Source organism: Thalassospira sp. MIT121401 (assembly GCF_047125595.1).
Lineage (GTDB): Bacteria > Pseudomonadota > Alphaproteobacteria > Rhodospirillales > Thalassospiraceae > Thalassospira > Thalassospira povalilytica.
This window is the reverse complement of the sequence record NZ_CP138926.1, coordinates 1,605,590-1,626,533: the sequence shown is the minus strand read 5'-3', so window position 1 is coordinate 1,626,533 and position 20,944 is coordinate 1,605,590. Positions and strand designations below refer to the sequence as shown.

The following is a 20,944-nucleotide window of genomic DNA, read 5'->3' as shown; positions in this document are numbered from 1 at the left end:
GCAACGAACAGGATCAGACACATGCTAAAAGCATTTTACAACCCGGTGCGGTCGAAGGTTAGCGCTGCACTGGTGATTGTTCTCCTTGGCGTGACCAGTGTTTCGCATATCGCGAATGCCCGCCCCGCTCCTGAGAGTTTCGCAGACTTGGCCGAAAAGCTTCTGCCGAGTGTCGTGAATATATCTACCAGCCAGATGGTCGCTGAACGCCAGGGACCGGATTTCCAGTTCCCTCCGGGTTCGCCGTTCGAAGACCTTTTCCGTGACTTCATGGATCGCAATGGCCAGGGCGGCCAAGGTGGTCAGGCCCCGCAAAAGCGCCGTGCAACGGCACTTGGTTCGGGCTTTATCATCTCGGCTGACGGTTACATTGTGACCAACAATCACGTTATTGATGGTGCCGATGAAATCAGCGTCCGTCTTCATGATGGCGAAACCCTTGATGCCGAACTGATCGGTCGCGATCCGAAAACCGACGTCGCCCTTTTGAAAGTCGAACCGAAGGATGACCTGCCATTTGTAAAATGGGGGGACTCGGACGCGTCGCGTATCGGTGACTGGGCAATGGCGATCGGGAACCCGTTCGGTCTTGGCGGTACGGTAACGGCCGGCATCATTTCCGCCCGCAACCGCGACATCAACCAGGGTCCGTATGATGACTTCATCCAGACCGATGCATCGATCAACCGCGGGAACTCTGGCGGGCCGTTGTTCAACCTTGATGGTGACGTGATCGGTATTAACAGCGCAATCTATTCCCCGTCCGGTGGTTCGGTTGGCATCGGCTTTGCCATTCCGTCGGCCATTGCACAGGGTGTTGTTGATCAGCTTAAGGAATATGGCCGCACCCGTCGTGGCTGGCTTGGTGTTCACATCCAGACCGTGACCGATGATATCGCAGACTCGGTTGGCCTTGATAGCGCGACCGGCGCAATGGTTGCCGGCGTTTCTGACGACAGCCCGGCCAAGAAAGCCGGCATCAAACAGGGTGACGTCATCCTGAAATTTGATGGCAAGGATGTCGAGTCCATGCGTCGCCTGCCGCGTATCGTTGCCGAAACCAAAATCGGCAAGGATGTCGATGTCGTGATCTGGCGCGATGGCAAGAAACAGACCGTCCAGGTCGAGCTTGGCGAACTTGAAGAAGAAGTGATTGCCGCAAGCGCAAGCCCGTCCGAAGGCGATGAAGCCCCGGCAATCGCCGAAGCCAGCATTGCCGAACTGGGTATCAAGGTTGCCAATGTCGATGACGCACTTCGTCAGCGTTACAACCTTGCCGAAGGTACAGAAGGCGTGATTGTCACCGATGTTTCGGGTGACAGCTATGCCGCCGAAAAAGGCGTTCGTCCCGGTGATATCATCATCGAGGCATCGCACAGCTCGGTCACAACTGTCGAAGACGTCACCAAGGCCGTCAAAGCCGCGGTCGATGATGACAAACGCACCATCCTGATGTTGATCGAAACATCGGCTGGCCCGCGTTACTTCGGCCTCACACTTTCGGTTGCTGAATAAGCATCCCGAACACGATGATACGAAAAAAGGGCGACCTGCTTGGCAGGCCGCCCTTTTTCTTTGGGGTGTGTACGATATTGTGTCCGATATCAGGAAACGAAATCGGCCTTGCTGTAACCTTGCAGATAAAGCAACGCCGTCAGATCACCATGATTGATGCAAATACGGGCCTGTTCCTGCACCGACGGTTTGGCGTGGAAGGCAACACCGGTCCCGGCAAGCGAGATCATCTGAAGATCATTGGCGCCATCGCCAACCGCGATTGCATCATCAACCGTAATGCCCTGCTGGGCTGAAAGAGTTTCAAGGGCATCGACCTTGGCCTGACGGTCCAGAACCGGTTTTTGAACCTTGCCGGTCAGTTTGCCATCACTTTCGATCAGGACATTGGCCTGATCATAGTCAAAACCAAGTTCGGCCCGAACCGCACCGGTAAAGAAGTCAAATCCGCCCGATACCAGTGCCGCAAACGCCCCGTTGGCCTTCATGGTTGCAACAAGGGTCTTGGCCCCACCGGTATATTCCACGGTTTTCCATGCTTCTTGCAGCATGTCTGTCGACATGCCTTCAAGCAGGCCGACACGTTCATCAAGGGCGGCTTCGAAATCAAGTTCCCCGTTCATCGCGCGCGCAGTGATCGCGGCAACACGTTCCTTTACACCGGCAAACTCGGCCAGTTCGTCAAGGGTTTCCCCGGTGACCATGGTGCTGTCCATATCGGCAATCAGCAGCTTCTTGCGCCGGGTGGCGATTTTCTGGGTGACGGCGTCCACGCCAAGCTCCGCCTCCGCAAGGCTCGTATCGGCCACATCAAGGGGAATGCCATCAAAAATCAGATCGCATGCCTCGCCATCCGCCAGCCAGGTAACATCCCCGACCAGCGCACCGGCACCGGTCAAGGCGATTGCGGCCTGATCAATCACGTTTTTGGTCAGCGCATTTGAATTGGGGGCGGCAATCAGGGTCAGTACCAATTTCATGGTCTGCGGGCTCCTTGGCGGAAAAGGCATAAAACAGATTTGTCGCCTTTATCCGAATTGCTGACCTGAATGACAAGAAGGAACTGGCTATAGTCGTTAGAGCATGTGCTCAAGTTGAGGTTTGGCTATTAGAATTAGCCAGTCATTGTCAATTGTAATAAGTTTGTTCAGAGCTACTGATCGTCTGAATCACTATTCAAATCGTCGGGCTCACTACGAATGGAGTGTTCTTCACTATACCAACGATCCATAAAATAGCGGAAGGGCTCTCTAACATAGCGAATAGGCCCCATAGTGGGTCTCATATCACTCAACGCATCGACGATAATTTCACGAGTGTCGGCAGGTAGTTCCATGAATGCATCCCATTCCAAGGCCAGGTTGTGGTAAAATTCAGTCGACCCTCGAAATTCAAAAAATGTTTCGTCTGATTTTAAGAGAAACAATCTCGGCTTTGGCCCAATACCGCGTCTTATGAAGGCGGAGCTTGGTGCCACTTCAGTTGCATCAAGTACTTTAACTATCTCTGCCGCGTCGAGCAGCTCTTCCCATGAGTGCTTTTCTTGCAATAAGAACCTTGAATCTTTAAGTCTAAGAGCAATAACAAAATCCATAAGTCGACGAAAACGAACCACTCCCCTAGCTACTTCGCGCTCGTTCGTCGTTCCAATTGAAGTTAATATTGCTGTTTTTAAGTTTTCAAACTGCTCCGTTAAATCATCTAGCCTTTTAACTTCTTGATGCCTACCTCTTTGCTCCTGAACCAGCTTCTGGAACAGAGAAGACCACTGTCTACGCAATGCATCCTCTATGTCTTGTATTTTCGAAAAATTAAATACACTATTTCCTCGAACCCGATGTCGAAGAAAATTTATAAACTCGAATATAAAGGGTGCTGTTTCTGGTTTTTCTATAGACGGGAAGGATATTTCACCAATTATACTTTTTTCTTTGTTTTTCTCGTAAAGAGCGTGGTCGTGCCAAACAGAATTATCAACGAAAGTAAATACAGGAACACCAACCTCAACTGCCTTCAAAATTTCCAATTGAGTGACAGATAGATTTTCACGCTTATCCAAGTATTCTTTGCTTTTGCTTTCTTTCGATATCAAGTCAAAATCAAGTCGCGTAAGTGCCTCCGGAACACTCTTGCCCCCATACCTAGATCCAACTATCAGCACTACAACGTCAGCATTTGCCACTTCATCGACGCAGCTTGTGTGTGTATGCACCCTTGGATCGTACAATATGTCACTATAATCACTCATGAGTGGCTCATGCCCCAACCCCTGAATAAACATTCGCAACTGTGACCTAATTGCGGTTAAATCATAACAAGTCGATGATACAAACACTCGCAGACCGGCCATACGCTCCCTCCCCAATCAGTTTGCCTTATTTTGTCAACACAACCTTTAAGTGCCGAATTCCTAGTTTGATACAAAATACCTAACTACGCACTTCAAAAATGTAATCTTGGCAAGTAAACGACTAATACTTTTAAAAGAAGTCGCAACTGATGCTTACTTAGTAACCGTAACGAAAGCAGGTTAAATGAACGATCTGGCGGTCCTAATTGTCGCAGGCCCGACTGCCAGCGGCAAATCCGCACTTGCGCTTGATATGGCCGAAGCGTTTGACGGGGTGGTGATCAATGCCGACAGCATGCAGGTCTATTCCGAGCTTCGTGTCCTGAGTGCCCGCCCCGATGAAAGTGAAACGTCGCGTGCGCCACACCGGCTTTATGGTGTGCTGTCGGGACGCGAAGCCTGTTCGGCCGGCAAGTGGCGCGACATGGCGATGGCCGAAATCAATGACTGCCACGCGCAGGGAAAATTGCCGATCATAACGGGCGGAACAGGCATGTATCTGAATGCCCTGACCGAAGGAATCGCCCCCATTCCCGATGTTCCGAGCCGGATTCGCAACAGAGTCACCGCCGAACTCGAGGATATTGGCCATGCCGCCTTCTTTGAAAAGCTTAAAAAGAACGATCCGGAGACCGCGGCAACACTCGATGGCACCAATACGCAACGGATGATTCGCGCTGCCGAAGTTTTTGCCCATACCGGCCGCGGGTTGGCTTCCTGGCACAAGGAACCAATGGTTCCCCCGCCCGCCAATATGAAGTTCAAAAAACTTTGTTACATGCCGCCGCGCGATATTCTTTATGACCGCTGCAATCGCCGTTTTGACCTTATGCTTGAACAGGGCGCAATCGATGAAGTCCGCGATTTGATTGCGCTTGGGCTTCCTGACACGGCGCCGGTCATGAAGGCCGTGGGCGTGCGCGAGCTTGGCGCATACCTTGCCGGCGAGATCGATTTGCCCACCGCCCGGGAAAAATCACAACGCGAAACCCGGCGTTACGCAAAGCGCCAATTGACGTGGTTTCGCCACCAGATGAGCGACAAGGAAATCATCGACGCGCAATATTCGGAAAGTTTGGCAGCAAAAATGCGTCATGATATTAACCAATTTCTGTTGACCACGCCAAAGTGAGGCGATAGGTTGGCGCTTCCCCCGCCGAAATGGCGGAAAACCGCCGTTTCGGCGGATTTTTCAACTCCAATTTGAGGATAATTGGATCATGTTTCAATCACGCGGTTATCACGCGACACGTTGTTGTCGTTAAGTAAAGAGGCTCGAAAATCATGGCAGAACGTATTTTAAGCGGTTCGGAAGTAGTGTTGCAGGCCCTTGCTGATCAGGGTGTGGAAGTCGTGTTCGGCTATCCTGGCGGCGCTGTCCTACCGCTATATGACGAGATATTTAAACAAAACCGGATTCGTCACGTTCTAGTGCGCCATGAACAGGCTGCTGTCCACGCTGCTGAGGGTTACGCCCGTTCGACCGGCAAGGTCGGCGTTGTGCTGGTGACCTCGGGACCGGGTGCGACAAATGCTGTTACGGGCCTTACCGACGCGTTGATGGATTCTATTCCAGTTGTCTGCCTGACCGGCCAGGTCCCGACCCATCTGATCGGGAATGATGCCTTCCAGGAAGCCGACACCACCGGCATTACCCGCCCGTGCACCAAGCATAACTATCTGGTGAAAAATCCGGATCGTCTGGCGCGCACCATGCACGAAGCCTTCCACGTTGCTTCCAGCGGCCGCCCGGGTCCGGTTGTGATCGACCTTCCCAAGGACATCCTTGTTGGCAAGGCCCCCTATATGGAGCCGGCCCAGGTTCAGCATCGCACCTATAACCCGGTCGTCAAAGGCGAACGCAGCCAGATCGAAGAAGCGCTTGAGATGCTGGCATCGGCGAAAAAGCCGATCCTGTATTGCGGCGGCGGTGTGATCAATTCCGGCACCCAGGCTTGCAAGCTTCTGACCGAATTCACCCGCATGACCGGTGCGCCGATCACGCTGACCCTGATGGGGCTTGGCGCCTATCCGGCATCGGACAAGCAGTATCTTGGCATGGTCGGGATGCACGGCACCTATGAATCGAACATGTCGATGCATGATTGCGACGTTATGGTCGCGATTGGCGCGCGTTTCGATGACCGCGTGACCGGCAACCTTGATTTCTTTGCCCCGAATTCGCAGAAAATCCAGATCGATATTGATCAGAGCTCGATCAACAAAAACGTTCCGGTCGATATCGGGATTGTTGGTGATGTCGGTCATGTTCTTGAAGACATGATCAAGATCTGGAAAGCCAAACAGTACAAGATCGATGCGACCGCACTTGATAGCTGGTGGGATGAAATCGAAGGATGGCGTGGCAAACACTGCCTGTCCTATAAGCAGCCCAAAGACGTTATCAAGCCGCAGCACGTTATCCGTCGTGTTCATGCGCTTACCCGTGATCGCAAGACCTATATCACCACCGATGTTGGCCAGCACCAGATGTGGGCAGCCCAGCATTTCGGGTTCGAACATCCCTATGAATGGATGACGTCCGGTGGTCTTGGTACCATGGGCTATGGCATGCCGGCCGCCCTTGGCGTTCAGGTTGCCCATCCCGATGCGACGGTCGTGTGCTTTACCGGTGACGCGTCCATCATGATGAACATTCAGGAATGCGCGACGATGACGCAGTATCGTCTGCCGATCAAAACCGTGATCCTGAATAACCGTTACATGGGCATGGTTCGTCAGTGGCAGCAGCTTCTGCACGGTTCGCGCTATTCCGAAAGCTATAGCGAGACCCTGCCTGACTTCGTCAAACTGTCCGAGGCATTCGGCTTTACCGGTTTGACCTGTAACAATCCGGCTGATCTTGATGACGCCATCAAGAAGATGCTCGAGATTGATGGTCCGGTGATTCTGGATGTTGCCGTGGATGACAAGGAAAACTGCTATCCGATGATTCCATCGGGCAAGCCGCATAATGAAATGCTGCTTGGGCAGGAAACCGACGGCAACGAAGCCATTGATTCCGACGAAGGGATGGTTCTGGTCTGATCCGCACCAACCAATGTGCGAGACGAACTCATCAAACCATAATTAAAAGGCCGGCGCGGGCGGCACAAAGATGCCTCAATGTGCCTCCTGGCCGAGTACCTACGGAGCGAAACCGTGAAAGAAACCGAAATCTCGAAACACACCATATCCGTTCTGGTGGACAACGAATCTGGCGTTCTGGCCCGTGTGATCGGCCTGTTTTCCGGTCGTGGCTATAACATTGAAAGCCTGACCGTTGCCGAAGTCGACGCCGATGCCCACCAGTCGCGCATCACTGTGGTTACCTCGGGCACGCCCATGGTAATCGAACAGATCAAGGCACAGCTTTCGCGTCTTGTCCCGGTTCACAAGGTCAGTGACCTGACTCTTGCCGGGCCGAGTGTCGAACGTGAACTGGCACTGGTCAAAGTGATCGCCACGGGTGAACAGCGTGTTGAATCCCTGCGTATTGCCGACATCTTCAAGGCCCGCGCAGTCGATGCGACCAATAATTCCTTCGTTTATGAAATCATCGGCAGCCCCGAAAAGATTGATGCCTTCATCAAATTGATGGCGCCACTGGGGCTTTCGGAAATTTCGCGTACCGGTGTGGCTGCGATTTCGCGCGGCACACTAACGATGTGAGTTTGCCCTGCCTGGTGATCCGCATCGGGCAAGGCATCGGGATATGTTCCCGAAATCATTATTACCATCCACCACGCACAGACATAAGCGTGGTCCAACGTCCAGAGGTATCGAAAGATGCGTGTTTATTACGACCGCGATGCAGATGTTAATCTGATCAAGACCAAAAAAGTTGCCATCATCGGTTACGGTTCGCAGGGCCATGCCCATGCACTGAACCTGCATGACTCCGGCGTTAAAGAAGTTGTTGTTGGCCTTCGTGAAGGCTCGAGCTCGCGCAAGAAAGCCGAAGCTGCCGGTCTGAAAACCATGACCCCGGCCGAAGCAGCCGCATGGGCAGACGTCGTCATGATCCTGACCCCGGACGAACACCAGGCAGCGATCTATGCAAACGAACTGCGTGACAACCTGAAACAGGGTGCCGCACTTCTGTTCGCACACGGTCTGAACGTTCACTTCGGCCTGATCGAGCCGCGCGCTGACCTTGACGTCATGATGATCGCGCCGAAAGGTCCGGGTCACACCGTTCGTTCCGAATACAAGCGTGGCGGCGGTGTTCCGTGCCTGGTTGCGATCGAACAGAACGCTTCGGGCAACGCGCTTGAAGTTGCACTGTCCTATGCATCGGCAATCGGTGGCGGTCGTTCCGGCGTTATCGAAACCACCTTCCGTGAAGAATGCGAAACCGACCTGTTCGGCGAGCAGGCAGTTCTGTGTGGCGGCCTGACCCAGCTGATCAAATACGGCTTCGAGACCCTGACCGAAGCAGGTTATGCACCGGAAATGGCATATTTCGAGTGCCTGCACGAAGTTAAGCTGATCGTTGACCTGATGTATGAAGGCGGCATGGCCAACATGCGTTACTCGATCTCGAACACCGCAGAATACGGCGACTATGTCACCGGCCCGCGCGTGATCGACGCATCGGTCAAAGAACGCATGAAAGAAGTTCTTGCTGACATTCAGGAAGGCAAATTCGTTCGTGACTTCGTTCAGGAAATGCATTGCGGCCAGCCGATGTTCAAGGCAACCCGCCGTCTGAACGCCGAACATGAAATCGAAGAAGTTGGTACCAAACTGCGCGCGATGATGCCGTGGATTGCTGCAAACCAGCTCGTCGACAAAGAAAAGAACTAAGCATCGCTCAGTTCGTTCTCGCGCGAACGGCCGTCCCGATGGGGCGGCCGTTTTGCTTTGTGTGCCGTGCCGTTTCCTGTCAAGGCCCTGTCCGGGTTCAGGCACCGTGTTTCATCTGTCGCAACGGAAGGCGCAATTCGGTCACAGCCCAGATCACCGCACACAGGATCGAGACAGCTGATCCAAGGGCCACCACAGCGGGCCATCCCCCCATGCCATAAGCAACAGCCGAGCTTGCCGAACCACAGGCACCGCCAAAGAAGTAGCTGGCCATATAGCCTGTCGTCAGGCGGCTGCGGGCTTCGGCACTCAGACGATAAACCTCGCTCTGGTTCGAGATATGCGTGCCCTGAATACCAAGATCGAGCAACACCACCCCGATGGCAAAGGCCACCAGCGACCATTGCCCCCAATAGAGCAACACCCAGCTTGATATGGTGGTCAAAAGGAACCCGCCGGTGCTAAGCCGTGCCCAACCCATGTCAGCCAGACGACCAGCAATGCGCGCAGCCAGAATACCGATCGCCCCGATCAGGCCATAAAGCCCGATGACGGCTTCGGACATGTCATACTGGCGCACCAGCATGAAGGCCATTGATGTCCAGAAAATCGCGAAGACCGCATATTGCAACCCGCCAATCAGGCTGCGCCGCCGCAGAACCGGCTCATCCCTGAACAGATGCAGGATCGACAGATAAAGTGCGCGATAGCTGGTATGCGAGGTTGGCGGGATATTGGGAATGATGCGATAGCACGCAACTGCATAGAACGCCATCAGGACAGACGCGACAATAAAGACCGATCGCCATCCGGCGAGCTCGGCCATCACGCCGGAAAAAGTGCGCGCCAGCAAGATCCCCAGCAACAGGCCACTCATCACCGCACCCACCGCCGATCCACGCTTGTCATCGGCCGCAAGGTGGGCGGCAAGCGGCACCAGAATTTGTGCCGTCACACAGGTAATGCCGACCGAAATGCTGAATGCCACCAGCATCAGAAACGATGGCGCCAACCCCATGGCGAGCAATCCGAGTGCCGTAAGAGCCGACGTCACCGTCAAAAGTTTACGCCGTTCGTGATGATCACCCAGCGGGACAACCGCAATCAAGCCGGTCAGATAGCCAAGCTGCGCAACCGTCACCAGAAGTCCGGCGCTGGTTTCACTTAACCCGTATTCGCGGGCCAGCAATTCAAGAAGCGGCTGCACGTAATAAAGGCTGGCGACAGACAGGCCACTTCCGACTGCCATAAAGGTCAGAAGTCCGCGCGTCAGGGTGGGCTTGGCATGCATTTCAGATGGGCTTTCAAAACGTGGTATTGTTTCAGGATATCCATCAAATCAGTTGCTTACAATCGGATCGCTGGCACAAGTCCGTTGCAACAGGGGCAACGATATACCTGCCCGCGCAAGGCAGCCATTCCCAATGCATGATCAGATGACGTGGTTTGGGCTGGATTTATCAGGCCCACCTGTTTAATTCTGGCCTTTAAAACTTTAACTTCAAGACGAGCAGATTGAATGTCTGACTATATCGATATCGCCCCCGAAGTCGCAGAAGCCCTGGCAAGCGGCAAGCCGGTTGTGGCCCTTGAATCCACCATTATCTCGCACGGGATGCCTTATCCGCAGAACCTTGAAACAGCACAGGCTGTGGAACAGGATGTGCGTGATAACGGTGCGATCCCTGCCACCATCGCCGTGATTGGCGGTCGCTGCAAGATCGGCCTGTCGCCCGAAGAACTCGAATATTTTGCCAAGGGCTCCGATATTCTGAAGCTGTCGCGTCGCGATATTCCATATTGCATTGCCAAGAAACGCGATGGTGCGACCACGGTTTCAGCAACCATGATCCTGGCAGAAAAGGCCGGTATTCGTGTCTTTGCGACTGGCGGCATCGGTGGTGTTCATCGTGATCTGGCTGGCAATTTCGATGTATCGGCCGATCTGACCGAACTTGGCAAAACCAGTGTTGCGGTTGTCTGTGCTGGAGCCAAGGCGATCCTTGATATCCCCAAGACGCTTGAGCATCTTGAAACGCTTGGCGTTCCGGTTATTGCCTATGGGACCGATGAATTCCCGGCATTCTATTCGGTCGAAAGCGGCCACAAGGCGCCGCTTCGCCTTGATAGCCCGGAAGATTTGGCGGCATTCCTGAAATCGAAATGGGAATTCGGTCTTGAAGGCGGTGCTGTGATTGGCAATCCGCCAGAAGCCGACAAGGCATTGGCACGCGAAGCCATCGAAGGCGCGATTGATGATGCACTGGCCGAAGCCCAGAAAAAAGGCATTCACGGACGTGATGTCACCCCGTTCCTGTTGGCACGTGTCACGCAACTGACCGAAGGCAAAAGCCTTGAAGCCAACATTGCCCTTGTGCGCAACAATGCGCGCCTGGGCGCAAAGATCGCGGTTGCCATGGCAGGCTGATCAAACAGATCGCTATCCGAACAGACGAAGGGCTGGCAAATGATTGCCAGCCCTTTTTCATTTAATCACGAAGATGTCCGAAGATATCCCTGCCCCTCGAACCCGGGTTTGATGCGGGTATCGTCAATCGGAGTGCCCCAGTGGGTCGTACTGGGCAGTATACCAGCCCATACCGGCCAGTCATAATCTTCGTCATCATCGACCGGATCGCCGGCGCGCACCTTTGCAGAAACCTGTTCAAGATCAAATCCAAGGAACATCGTGGCTTTGAGTTCCTGTTTGTTTGGCTGGCGGATTTTATCCCAGCGCCCCGGTTCAAGCTTTTCGACAAACAGGCGCGAATGTTCCATCTTGTCGGCGTCATCGGTTACAACCGCGCCCTTGCCATAAATGATGACCGACCGGTAATTGGCGGAATGATGAAAGGCAGAACGCGCCATCACCAGACCATCAAGATGGGTGATGCACAGGCAGGCTTCTGCGCCATCGGCAATCGCCGCCAGAATGCGGTTTTTTGACGCACCATGGATGTAAATCCGTTCACCCACACGCCAGTGCGCGGTCGGGATCATGGCCGGACGACCATTGACCACCGTGCCGACATGACAAATCAGCGCATCATCAATAATGCCGTGCACAAGTTCACGGTCATAAGACGCGCGTTTGGGTCCGCGGACAACTTTGGTGTGGGGATGGACTTCATATTGTTCGGGCAAGGTCATATCAGCCATGGCGGTCTCGTTCTTTTATTCGGGTGGCAATCAATGGCGCCATCATCGTTAGAATTGGACTTTTAAAAAGGTCCATTATAGTAAAAATGATAGATCCAATTTAACCCGCAGGACCGCCGATGCCACGCAGTGATTACAGCTGGATTTACCCAAGCCAGATCGACGGGGACAACGAGCCCGGCGCAACCACGGCCTATCGCAGACTTTATCACGGCATCCGGTCCGCCATTCTGGACGGGCGCCTGCATCCGGGGGAACGGCTTCCGGCAAGTCGTGATCTGGCAAAGTCACTGGGGATATCGCGCAATACGGTGGTGACCAGTTTCGATTTGCTGACATCCGAAGGATATCTTGAAACCCGCATTGGCGCTGGAAGCTTTGTTGCCCGCTCACTCCCTGATCGTGACATGCAGACCGTGTCACAAACCGGAACGCCCCCGTCGCGGGGATCGGACGCGCGCCCATTGCATCTTAGTCAAAGCGCGTCACGGATGCTGGCATATCAGCGACGGTTTCCGCGTTTTCGCGTTGCCCGCCCGTTCAACCCGGCAACGCCGGATCTGGACGGTTTCCCGTTTGATATGTGGGCGCGCCTTTTGCGCCGCGCCTGGCGCGCGCCAAATATCGACCTGACCATTCCCGATGATCCGATGGGATTGCCGCAATTGCGGGCGGAAATTGCCAAATGGCTGCGCCAGTCGCGTGGGGTCAATTGCCACGCCGATCAGGTCATGGTGGTTTCCGGTGCCCAGCAGGCACTTGATCTGATTGCCCGTGCCCTTGTTGATCCGGGCGATATCATCGCAACCGAGGACCCCGGTTACGAGGGCATTCGCGGGGTACTGGCATCAAGTGGCGCCATTGTGCATCCGGTGGCGGTCGACGATGAAGGATTATGTGTTGCACGGTTATCCCAAACACCGTCCCCATCCAGGGTGATTGTGACCACCCCGTCGCGCAATTATCCGCTGGGCACCACATTGTCCCTGTCGCGGCGACTGGCACTTTTGCAATGGGCACAGGCCCATGACGCCTGGATTGTTGAAGACGATTACGACAGCGATTACCGCTATGACGGGCCGCCACTTTCATCGCTTCAGGGGCTCGATACCGATCATCGGGTAATTTATGTCGGGACGTTTTCACGGGTCCTGTTTCCGGGTATTCGGCTTGGCTATCTTGTTCTGCCACCGGCATTGATCCCGGCTTTTCGTGGCATGCGCGGTTTTGCCGACGGTGTTCCGGCACCAACGGCACAGGCGGCCCTTGGTACATTCTTTGCCGAAGGGCATTTTGGCAGTCATGTCCGCAAAATGCGGATGCGATACGGGGAAAGACGCGCCCATCTCAAGGATCTGATTGCAAACGGCGCGTCAGGATTGCTTGCGGCAATGCCATCGGATGGCGGATTGCATCTGTGCGCCCGACTGACAGGCGGCCATGACGATATATTCATTCAGGAAAAAATGGTCGAGGCCGGTTTGGATTGCCGGGCTCTTTCATCCTATTACCATGACAAATCACCCGAAAATGCAGAAACCTTGCCCAAGGGGCTGGTTCTTGGATTTGCCGGCTGGGACAAAAACCAACTTTCTGACAGCTTCGGTGAACTGATCGAAATTCTGAAACGTAATGCTTGATGTACCCCGAGCCAGAGAGAGTGGCGTGACATCCCCTCAATACGCTGTCACAGTCACGACACTCTCTCCCCTCCGGCTTTGAAATCCCCGCAGGACAAGAAACTTCAGGATTACCAATGACCCAACGCCCGATCGCCATCATGTGGTTTCGAAACGATCTGCGTCTGGCGGATAATCCTGCCTTGCGTGCGGCTGTAAAGTGGGCGTCCGAGCATAATGGTGTGGTGCTGCCGGTCTTTATTCTTGATCCGGTCATTGACGGTCAGCTTGGCGGGGCAACGCGCTGGTGGCTTGAAAAAAGTCTGTCTGCCCTAGCGCAAGGCATTGATGGCCTGGCCGCAAAGTCATCGGCCCAAATTCCATCCTTGCGCCTGTTTCACGGTGACGCGCATGGGGTTCTTGAAACCATCATCGGGTCTTGTGACGTCAAGGCGGTGTTTTGGAACCGCCTGTATGACAAACCATCAACAGAACGCGACACCGACATCAAATCCGCATTGTCTGATCGCGGCCTGACATGTGAAAGCTTCAAGGCCAATCTTCTGTTCGAACCGTGGGAAGTCAAAACCGGTAACGGCACGGATTTCAAGGTCTATAGCCCGTTCTGGCGGGCCTGCCAGAAATTTCCACCACCCCGTACGCCAATTGCCGCCCCGGACACGATTGCACTGTGCGATGCTGAACTTGGTGACGAAGTAAGCCTTTCGGCCCTTGATCTTGGCCCCAAACCGTTTGACTGGGCCGGTGGCCTTGCCGAACGGTTCACCCCGGGTGAACAAGGGGCAAAAGACCAGCTGTTTGATTTTATCGATGATCGTCTGGTTGATTACGCCGATCTGCGCGACCGGCCAGACCGCCGGGTAACGTCCGAGCTTTCCCCGCATTTGCGTTTTGGCGAAATCAGCCCCTATCAGGTGTGGCATAGTGCAAGCCATTATGCCGATGCCCATCAGGGACAGGGGAAAACCGCGTCAAAATTCATGTCCGAACTGGGATGGCGCGAATTTGCCCATCACATTCTGTTTCATGCCAAAGACCTGCGATCGGTACCATTGCAGGGGCAGTTTGCGCATTTTCCATGGTCAGAAGATCAGGACGCCCTTGCACGCTGGCAAAAAGGCCAGACCGGTTTTCCCATTGTCGATGCCGGCATGCGCGAACTTTGGCACACCGGCTATATGCATAACCGGGTCCGGATGATTGTCGGTTCGGTTTTGGTCAAGCATCTGCTGATTCATTGGCGCGCGGGGCTGGCATGGTTTGACGATACGCTTGTTGATGCCTGCCCGGCCAATAATGCCTTTTCCTGGCAATGGATTGGTGGATGCGGGGCGGATGCGGCCCCGTATTTCCGCATTTTCAACCCGGTACTTCAGGGTGAAAAGTTTGATCCGGCCGGTGACTATGTCCGTCAGTGGGTGCCAGAACTGCGTGACATGCCCGAACAATATATCCACAAACCGTGGGAAGCATCGCCCTTGATCCTCAAGGCCGCTGGCGTCCGTTTGGGCACCGACTACCCCGAACCGGTTATCGGCGTCAAAGAAGGCCGTGAACGCGCCCTTAGCGCCTATCAGGACATGAAACAGGCGGCATCTTAGGCACCCGGCTTCACCCGCCCCGCAGCAACCGGGTTACCTACTTCCAGAACAGCTTTTGTTCTGTGAAGTTCTTGCAGGCTTCTTCAAGGCCAGGAAGTTCATGTTCGACGCGTGCGCCAAACCAGCCCGACACCAGTCCGACCGCAACATGCCCGTCAGCTGACAGTTCGGGCGTCAGGGCCGAAAGCCTTGCCTCGGCAACGGCGGCGTCCTGAAGCTGTCCCAGAATTTGCTGCATCGATGTCAGTCTGGATCGGAACTTTTTGACCTTTTTGGCCGGATAGACCGACCCGAAAAACTCGGTCCCATAGCGCATCTGTTTGACATCAAGGCGCAAGGCATGAAGTTGCGGCGTAGTGAGTTCGGCGACATTTTCGCCCCGCTTGGTGACCCGCTTATAGGCCCGATCAAGAAGCGGTGTTGCCAGATCAGTGACCGGGGATGCCATTGCCTTCATCTGTTCGGCACTGGCCCCTGATGCCCAGCGCGAATAACTTGCCCAGGCCCCCAGGATCAAAAGAAGCTGACCATATTCCGGCGCATCCAGCATCACCCGGGCCGCGTCCAATGCCTTGGCACGCTGTTTTTGGGCTGCGATGCGCAATTCGGCAACGCCTTGGTGATCGGGAAAACGTTCTTCGATCAGGGGCAGGGTCTCGCCCAGGAAAACATCCCAATCGCGCAAACCATCCAACCCCTTGCTGCATGATTTAAGCAAACGGCGCAGCAAGACGGCCTCGCCAGCCGGAAGGTTTCTTTTAAAAAGGTTCAGCGCGACCCGCAATCGACGCATCCCGATGCGCATCTGATGGCAGCCTTCAACATCAAGATCCTGACGAACACAGACCTCGTTGCTGAGAATCATCCGAAGCCCCTGCCCCAGCATGGTGCGAAATGCCGTTTCAGCCGACATGTCATCGGTCAGTTCAACCGGGGCTGCGCGGTACGCGCCGGGGGCCCGATCAAGATAAAGGTCACGCCCGCGTGATGCCTTGGAGCGCATGCTTAACAACAAAGGCACCGTGCGCTGCAGTTCAAGTGCGAGATCAAAAAGTGCCGCCGGATGGCCTTTTTTAAGCTCAAACTCGACCTCGGAAATCGGAACTTCCTTTTCACCTGATCGCACCACACCCTGATCGATCGCCAGTTCCATGACAGCATCGCGATAGGTCAAATCAACGGCACTTCGTTTCAGGTCGCTTTCGAAGATACGGTCGATCTTCTTTTTTCGGGCAAACTTGTTCAGAAGCTTTTTGACGTCCTTATCGGTAAACAGATCAAGATCAAGCACACCGTCTTCGAGTTCCACCGTCCATTCATGACGCGATGGCAGTGCTTCACGCAGGCCGTTGGATGTCTTGACTGTTTGCTCCCAGCCTTTGGTGCCTTTTTTGCGCACGCGGATCGCAAGCCCCTTGTTGGCAAGGGCAAGCTTGGGCGTGTCATGGTAAATAGAGACAAGATGCGTCGTCATCAGACGCCGACCTTCCTTGACCTCGCGCAGGACCGGCGCGTTCTTAAGGCGCGCAACGTGTTTCGGATCGATCCGAAGTTTCAGTTCGATCTCGATCTGCTTCTCAGTCATGTTTGTCCCCTGGGCATCCAGTTTTCGGTGACGCGGGAGCCACCGGTTCGTTAAGCGAACTCCGATAACATTTTGCTGCCGTCTGATTTCAAAGCGTACCGGAATGTAAAATTTCCGCAACAAAAGGCGTAAAGCCGTTCTTAATCAAGCACTAAACGCAGATCTGGCGGCTCGCACAGTTTCGGCTTTTCATTTGAAATCCAGACTTGGGGATTCTGTTCATTTGAGCAGTTTTGTCCCCCTTCTTTGCTGGTTTGCATCAAGGACCATGCGACGTTCCCCAAAAAATTTGCTGTCACACCGGCCCGATTCCCGACATCCGGCATTTTTGCGCATTCGCAAGCATGCGAAAACCAGCAACCATCTGAAAGTACAGGACTAAAATCGCATCCCCACCCCTTTGATCAGGTCCCAGCGATATCAAACATCCCTATGCTGTTTGCGGGACATTAAAAATTGAGGGCAAAAATGCAGACCAAAAAACTTATCGGCTTTGCCGTTATTGGCACCACCCTGTTGTTGGCGGGGTGCCAGACCACCCGGAATTACTCTTTTTCGGAATGGCAGGAACAGCCGATCGGCAAATCGCGGTTCAACGTTCCGACCATTTCAAACATCCCTGTCACAAAGCTTGAACAGAACGACCGCAACAACGGTCAGGTCCAGAACGAAAAGTGGGAACTGGGCTGTGGCAACGGGATTGTGACCAGCTCTTATACGTTTGATGTCTGGTTTACCCAGCAAACCGAACAGAAACTCAAAGACGAAGAAGAATTTCGGGCCGAATTTGCCAAGAACAATATCGAGATCCTGAAAACCTATCCGGTTACGTCAAACGATAACGGTCGTGCCGTCGGCTATTACGCGGATGCCAATATCGGCAACATTTCCGAGTGCAAGGTTGCCAAATTCGGCTTTCGCGCGACCCGCGGGCAGAAGATCTATGACAATGATCATGGCGGGATCGATGCCGTGGTCAGCGTCTATTATTGCGGCCAGCCCGATCTGAACATGACCAAGCTTATTCAGGGCATCAGCCTGGTCAAGGATCGCGACGCCTATGGCGCGCAGGTTGCCGCACTTCCGAAACAGCAATGCCCTGCCCGCAAATCAGCCGCATCGCAATCCTCATCCTTTGAAGACAGCAACTGGGCGACCGTGAAAAAAGGCGATTACAAACGCACTTTCGCGATGACCTGGGGCGATGGCTTTTCCGACGGTTATCTTGATACCCAGATCAGCCTCAAGGACTATGGCGGATCAATGGAATTTGTCGGCCGCAACAGCGCCAACTGCAAAATGCAGCTGAGTGTCAGCAAATATGACAGCCCGGCCGAAGGCAGCTGGTTTACCAATTGCGACAGGGGCGATTTTGCGTCGGGCACCTTCACTCTGGATCGCAAGCGCAACCTGACGGGCGAAGGAACGGATCAGGACGACAAAGCCGTTGCTTTTACCTTGTGGCTTCCGAATACCGACAGCTGACAGGATGGAGAAACAAAAAACCCGGCCACAAGGCCGGGTTTTTTTGGCTACCGAAAGTGGTGCCCAGGGGCGGACTCGAACCACCGACACGCGGATTTTCAGTCCACTGCTCTACCAACTGAGCTACCTGGGCAAATCCGACTTTCGTCTCCGTCTCCGGAGTGTTCCCTGCGGAACGAGCGGGGTTATACAAACTCCTTTGGGGCTTGTCTAGCCTCAAATCGCATTTTTTTTGCGATTAAAATTCTTCTTCATCTTCAAGGTCTTCCAGATACTCCGGCGGCTCGGTCGCGGGAATTGCATAGCTTTCATTCAACCACTTCCCAAGGTCGCGATCCGCACAGCGTCTGGAACAGAACGGCTTGTATTTGTCGTCTGCCGGCTTGCCGCAAACCACGCACTCGGAGCTGACTGTTTTCGTTGTATTTTCTTGGGTCATCCTAATTCTTTTCCAACCGGTAACTATCGTTTTCAAGGGCCGGATCGGCCAGGATTTGCGGGACCGTTCCAAACGCCCTGATCAGTATCTGGCGCGCATCATCACTTTCAGCAAGTCTTTGCGCAATGTCACTGGCAACATACAAACGCACCGTTCCCGCCAGTCCCGCGCGACTTTCCCCGACCACATTTCGCAAGACATTGTTCAATGCCGAAACAGCATTAAGCCGTGCCTGATCCTGTTTGACCAGAATCCGTGCTGCCAGCGATTCGCCGGCGCGCTGACGGCTGAATTCATAAAGACCCAGCCGGGTAAATCCGCCAATTTGCACGGCACCATCAAGTTCCGGCCCAAATGCGGCCTTGATCGCGGCATCAAATTTGTCACGCCCGGCACGGCTTTTCATCCGCAACGGATCAATCACGACAAGACCGCCAATATTGCGCAGCCTGATCTGGTGGAAAATTTCGTCCGCGGCCCGCAGATTGATGTCTATTGCACGGGATTCCGGATCACGTCCGCTATCTGCGCCTGCCCCATTGACATCAATCGCACATAACGCTGTTGCCTGATCAATTGCGATCCACCCGCCCCCGGCAAGGTCGACTTTTGAATTCAGGGCATTGGCAATATCGGCCTCGATGTCCTGATCATCAAACAGCAAACGTGACCCGCCATGGCGCAACAGATGATCTTCGGCCTTGCCGCGTGCCTTTAATATGCCGCGCAATCGAACAAATTCATCGACCCCGTCGACCAGGCATTCCTGCCCCGCCATCAGATGGCGTTCGATCATCTGATCAAGTTCCGACTGCGCCTTGCAAACCAGCAACGGTTTACGCGGGTTTGCCAGTGCGGCCTCGGCCTTTTGCCACTGGGCGCTTAGCAGCTGGTATTCACCGGCAATCGCGTCTTCGTCCCAATCTGTGGCCCCGGAACGCAACATGATGCCATCGTCGTGTGACTGGATGTTTTTCAGGATCGCAAGCAGGTTGGCGCGCTGTTGCGCATCTTTGAGTTTTCTGGGCAACTCAATCAGTTGACCACCGGGACGCAAGATCATCCCGACACCTTCGATCGCGATGCGTCCGGTCAGCTTCACGCCCTTGTCTTCAAAACCAAGGCGGGCGATCTGAACCACAACCCATTGGCCTTCGTGCAACGACCCGTCATGGCGGTCAAACGGCAACAAGCCGTCTTCCAAACCATCAAGCGCAACCATTGCGGCCGCCATTTCAGGAAGAATTTTGGAAACACGTCCAAGATGGATATCAAACCGTGCCGGGCCGCCGCGATCAATCCACAGACGGCAAATGCGGTCATTCCTGATCAGCGCGACCCTGCGTTCAAGCGCAATCGCATCAATCAGCAGGCGGTCCCGGTTATGTCCGCCAGCCGACATGATCAGACCTCTTTTGTTTGATAGCCAAGGCCGCGCAGCAGACCATCCACCTCGCACAGTGACAGTCCGACCACATTCGAATAGGACCCGGAAATCGCCTTTACAAAGGTTGCCGCATGTCCCTGGATGGCATAGGCGCCTGCCTTGCCTTTCCATTCATCATGCGACAAATAACGATCCAGATCTTCGTGCCCGAGATTTCTGAATTTGACTTGCGTTTCGATCACACGCGACCGTTCCGTGCCATCCGGTGCAATCAGGCACATGCCACCATAAACACGATGACGACGCCCCGAAAGCAGTGTCAGGAACTTGCGGGCTTCGGCCTGATCCTCGGCCTTACCCAAGGCCCGGTTGCCGCATGCGACCACCGTGTCCGCCGCAAGTACAAAAGCCCCGCCATTGCCTTTTGCAACAGCACGGGCTTTTTCCTCGGCAAGGCGGAGCGCCAGCCGGCGCGGACTTTCATCGGCCGTGGGTGTTTCGTCGATATCTGCCGGGACCACCTGATCTGGCACAATTCCGATCTGCGCAAGCAGCTCAAGACGGCGCGGCGATGCAGATGCCAGTATCAGTTTCGACAAGACGTGGCTCCCGGATATCGGATCTTAAACCGTGGGATTGACGTGCTCAAAGATGCACATCCCCGTAAACAGCAACAAGTTGCCCTGGGCGCAAAGGGTAAACTGCGCGCCAGACAAGGTCAATTTGCGCTGGAACTGGTTCCAGATTACTTGAAACGGAAGGTGATACGACCTTTGGTCAGGTCATAAGGGGTCATTTCGACGCTGACACGGTCCCCTGCGAGAACACGAATACGGTTCTTGCGCATTTTACCCGAGGTGTGGGCAAGGATTTCGTGGTCATTGTCCAGCTTCACGCGAAACATCGCATTGGGCAGAAGTTCAACGACGGTGCCCTGAAACTCGATAACGTCTTCTTTAGCCATGTGACTCCTA

Annotated in this window: 18 protein-coding genes and 1 tRNA gene; 9 read left to right on the top strand and 10 right to left on the bottom strand. The window is 54.3% G+C overall.

Annotated elements, in window-relative coordinates; translation table 11 throughout:
- The first annotated feature begins 21 nt into the window (after positions 1-21).
- The gene (locus SIB88_RS07305; RefSeq protein ID WP_068519614.1) at positions 22-1,515 is read left to right on the top strand and encodes a DegQ family serine endoprotease; all 1,494 of its coding nucleotides are present in this window, start codon (positions 22-24) and stop codon (positions 1,513-1,515) included.
- Between the two features lie 89 nt (positions 1,516-1,604).
- Here SIB88_RS07305 and serB read toward each other — a convergent pair whose 3' ends face one another.
- Positions 1,605-2,495, bottom strand: a complete 891-nt coding sequence (serB, locus tag SIB88_RS07300; protein ID WP_101245781.1) for a phosphoserine phosphatase SerB — start codon at positions 2,493-2,495, stop codon at positions 1,605-1,607.
- Between the two features lie 173 nt (positions 2,496-2,668).
- Complete coding sequence (locus SIB88_RS07295) at positions 2,669-3,865, bottom strand: DUF4062 domain-containing protein (RefSeq protein WP_412557740.1); 1,197 nt, start codon at positions 3,863-3,865, stop codon at positions 2,669-2,671.
- Between the two features lie 184 nt (positions 3,866-4,049).
- Here SIB88_RS07295 and miaA point away from each other — a divergent pair, with 184 nt between their 5' ends.
- The 4 genes from miaA (at position 4,050) to ilvC (ending at position 8,674) form a co-directional block, all read left to right on the top strand.
- Positions 4,050-4,997, top strand: coding sequence for a tRNA (adenosine(37)-N6)-dimethylallyltransferase MiaA (gene miaA / locus SIB88_RS07290; protein WP_412557739.1), 948 nt, complete (start codon positions 4,050-4,052; stop codon positions 4,995-4,997).
- 152 nt (positions 4,998-5,149) lie between these two features.
- The gene (locus tag SIB88_RS07285; RefSeq protein ID WP_068519611.1) at positions 5,150-6,913 is read left to right on the top strand and encodes an acetolactate synthase 3 large subunit; all 1,764 of its coding nucleotides are present in this window, start codon (positions 5,150-5,152) and stop codon (positions 6,911-6,913) included.
- Between the two features lie 114 nt (positions 6,914-7,027).
- Positions 7,028-7,537, top strand: a complete 510-nt coding sequence (gene ilvN / locus SIB88_RS07280; protein WP_369813528.1) for an acetolactate synthase small subunit — start codon at positions 7,028-7,030, stop codon at positions 7,535-7,537.
- Positions 7,538-7,654: 117 nt separating this feature from the next.
- Positions 7,655-8,674 carry a ketol-acid reductoisomerase gene (gene ilvC, locus SIB88_RS07275; RefSeq protein ID WP_068519609.1) on the top strand — a complete coding sequence of 340 codons (1,020 nt, stop codon included), beginning with the start codon at positions 7,655-7,657 and terminating at the stop codon, positions 8,672-8,674.
- 97 nt (positions 8,675-8,771) lie between these two features.
- Here the strand turns inward: ilvC and SIB88_RS07270 are convergent, their stop codons facing one another.
- On the bottom strand, positions 8,772-9,965 hold the full coding sequence (locus SIB88_RS07270) for an MFS transporter (RefSeq protein WP_412557738.1): 1,194 nt from the start codon (positions 9,963-9,965) through the stop codon (positions 8,772-8,774).
- Between the two features lie 228 nt (positions 9,966-10,193).
- On the opposite strand from SIB88_RS07270, the gene SIB88_RS07265 reads away from it, so the two are divergent.
- Positions 10,194-11,102, top strand: coding sequence for a pseudouridine-5'-phosphate glycosidase (locus SIB88_RS07265; RefSeq protein ID WP_412557737.1), 909 nt, complete (start codon positions 10,194-10,196; stop codon positions 11,100-11,102).
- Positions 11,103-11,167: 65 nt separating this feature from the next.
- Here SIB88_RS07265 and SIB88_RS07260 read toward each other — a convergent pair whose 3' ends face one another.
- The gene (locus tag SIB88_RS07260) at positions 11,168-11,833 is read right to left on the bottom strand and encodes a pyridoxamine 5'-phosphate oxidase family protein (RefSeq protein ID WP_412557736.1); all 666 of its coding nucleotides are present in this window, start codon (positions 11,831-11,833) and stop codon (positions 11,168-11,170) included.
- 119 nt (positions 11,834-11,952) lie between these two features.
- On the opposite strand from SIB88_RS07260, the gene SIB88_RS07255 reads away from it, so the two are divergent.
- Both SIB88_RS07255 and SIB88_RS07250 read left to right on the top strand, forming a co-directional pair.
- Complete coding sequence (locus SIB88_RS07255; protein ID WP_412557735.1) at positions 11,953-13,473, top strand: PLP-dependent aminotransferase family protein; 1,521 nt, start codon at positions 11,953-11,955, stop codon at positions 13,471-13,473.
- A 116-nt stretch (positions 13,474-13,589) separates the two neighbouring features.
- The gene (locus tag SIB88_RS07250; protein ID WP_412557734.1) at positions 13,590-15,074 is read left to right on the top strand and encodes a cryptochrome/photolyase family protein; all 1,485 of its coding nucleotides are present in this window, start codon (positions 13,590-13,592) and stop codon (positions 15,072-15,074) included.
- A gap of 37 nt (positions 15,075-15,111) precedes the next feature.
- Here the strand turns inward: SIB88_RS07250 and SIB88_RS07245 are convergent, their stop codons facing one another.
- Entirely contained in the window at positions 15,112-16,659 is a 1,548-nt protein-coding gene (locus SIB88_RS07245) for a CYTH and CHAD domain-containing protein (protein ID WP_068519604.1), read from the bottom strand.
- A 468-nt stretch (positions 16,660-17,127) separates the two neighbouring features.
- Here SIB88_RS07245 and SIB88_RS07240 point away from each other — a divergent pair, with 468 nt between their 5' ends.
- Complete coding sequence (locus SIB88_RS07240; RefSeq protein WP_412557733.1) at positions 17,128-18,144, top strand: hypothetical protein; 1,017 nt, start codon at positions 17,128-17,130, stop codon at positions 18,142-18,144.
- Positions 18,145-18,201: 57 nt separating this feature from the next.
- Here SIB88_RS07240 and SIB88_RS07235 read toward each other — a convergent pair.
- The 5 genes from SIB88_RS07235 to infA form a co-directional block, all read right to left on the bottom strand.
- Positions 18,202-18,277 (bottom strand) — tRNA-Phe (locus tag SIB88_RS07235).
- A 105-nt stretch (positions 18,278-18,382) separates the two neighbouring features.
- Entirely contained in the window at positions 18,383-18,583 is a 201-nt protein-coding gene (locus tag SIB88_RS07230; RefSeq protein WP_101245772.1) for a DNA gyrase inhibitor YacG, read from the bottom strand.
- Position 18,584: 1 nt separating this feature from the next.
- A complete protein-coding gene (locus SIB88_RS07225) occupies positions 18,585-19,985 on the bottom strand; it encodes a ribonuclease E/G (protein ID WP_412557732.1) in 1,401 nt (466 codons plus the stop codon).
- Positions 19,986-19,987: 2 nt separating this feature from the next.
- On the bottom strand, positions 19,988-20,569 hold the full coding sequence (locus tag SIB88_RS07220) for a Maf family protein (RefSeq protein ID WP_228196421.1): 582 nt from the start codon (positions 20,567-20,569) through the stop codon (positions 19,988-19,990).
- A gap of 146 nt (positions 20,570-20,715) precedes the next feature.
- Positions 20,716-20,934 (bottom strand): translation initiation factor IF-1, encoded by a 219-nt coding sequence (gene infA / locus SIB88_RS07215; RefSeq protein WP_007092059.1) that lies wholly within the window; start codon positions 20,932-20,934, stop codon positions 20,716-20,718.
- Positions 20,935-20,944 lie beyond the last annotated feature (10 nt).

Bases quoted from the DNA above. Each gene is read 5' to 3' on its own strand.
- SIB88_RS07305 (WP_068519614.1), top strand. From the start codon at position 22: ATGCTAAAAGCATTTTACAACCCGGTGCGGTCGAAGGTTAGCGCTGCA.
- serB (WP_101245781.1), bottom strand. From the start codon at position 2,495: ATGAAATTGGTACTGACCCTGATTGCCGCCCCCAATTCAAATGCGCTG.
- SIB88_RS07295 (WP_412557740.1), bottom strand. From the start codon at position 3,865: ATGGCCGGTCTGCGAGTGTTTGTATCATCGACTTGTTATGATTTAACC.
- miaA (WP_412557739.1), top strand. From the start codon at position 4,050: ATGAACGATCTGGCGGTCCTAATTGTCGCAGGCCCGACTGCCAGCGGC.
- SIB88_RS07285 (WP_068519611.1), top strand. From the start codon at position 5,150: ATGGCAGAACGTATTTTAAGCGGTTCGGAAGTAGTGTTGCAGGCCCTT.
- ilvC (WP_068519609.1), top strand. From the start codon at position 7,655: ATGCGTGTTTATTACGACCGCGATGCAGATGTTAATCTGATCAAGACC.
- SIB88_RS07270 (WP_412557738.1), bottom strand. From the start codon at position 9,965: ATGCATGCCAAGCCCACCCTGACGCGCGGACTTCTGACCTTTATGGCA.
- SIB88_RS07265 (WP_412557737.1), top strand. From the start codon at position 10,194: ATGTCTGACTATATCGATATCGCCCCCGAAGTCGCAGAAGCCCTGGCA.
- SIB88_RS07260 (WP_412557736.1), bottom strand. From the start codon at position 11,833: ATGGCTGATATGACCTTGCCCGAACAATATGAAGTCCATCCCCACACC.
- SIB88_RS07255 (WP_412557735.1), top strand. From the start codon at position 11,953: ATGCCACGCAGTGATTACAGCTGGATTTACCCAAGCCAGATCGACGGG.
- SIB88_RS07250 (WP_412557734.1), top strand. From the start codon at position 13,590: ATGACCCAACGCCCGATCGCCATCATGTGGTTTCGAAACGATCTGCGT.
- SIB88_RS07245 (WP_068519604.1), bottom strand. From the start codon at position 16,659: ATGACTGAGAAGCAGATCGAGATCGAACTGAAACTTCGGATCGATCCG.
- SIB88_RS07240 (WP_412557733.1), top strand. From the start codon at position 17,128: ATGCAGACCAAAAAACTTATCGGCTTTGCCGTTATTGGCACCACCCTG.
- SIB88_RS07230 (WP_101245772.1), bottom strand. From the start codon at position 18,583: ATGACCCAAGAAAATACAACGAAAACAGTCAGCTCCGAGTGCGTGGTT.
- SIB88_RS07225 (WP_412557732.1), bottom strand. From the start codon at position 19,985: ATGTCGGCTGGCGGACATAACCGGGACCGCCTGCTGATTGATGCGATT.
- infA (WP_007092059.1), bottom strand. From the start codon at position 20,934: ATGGCTAAAGAAGACGTTATCGAGTTTCAGGGCACCGTCGTTGAACTT.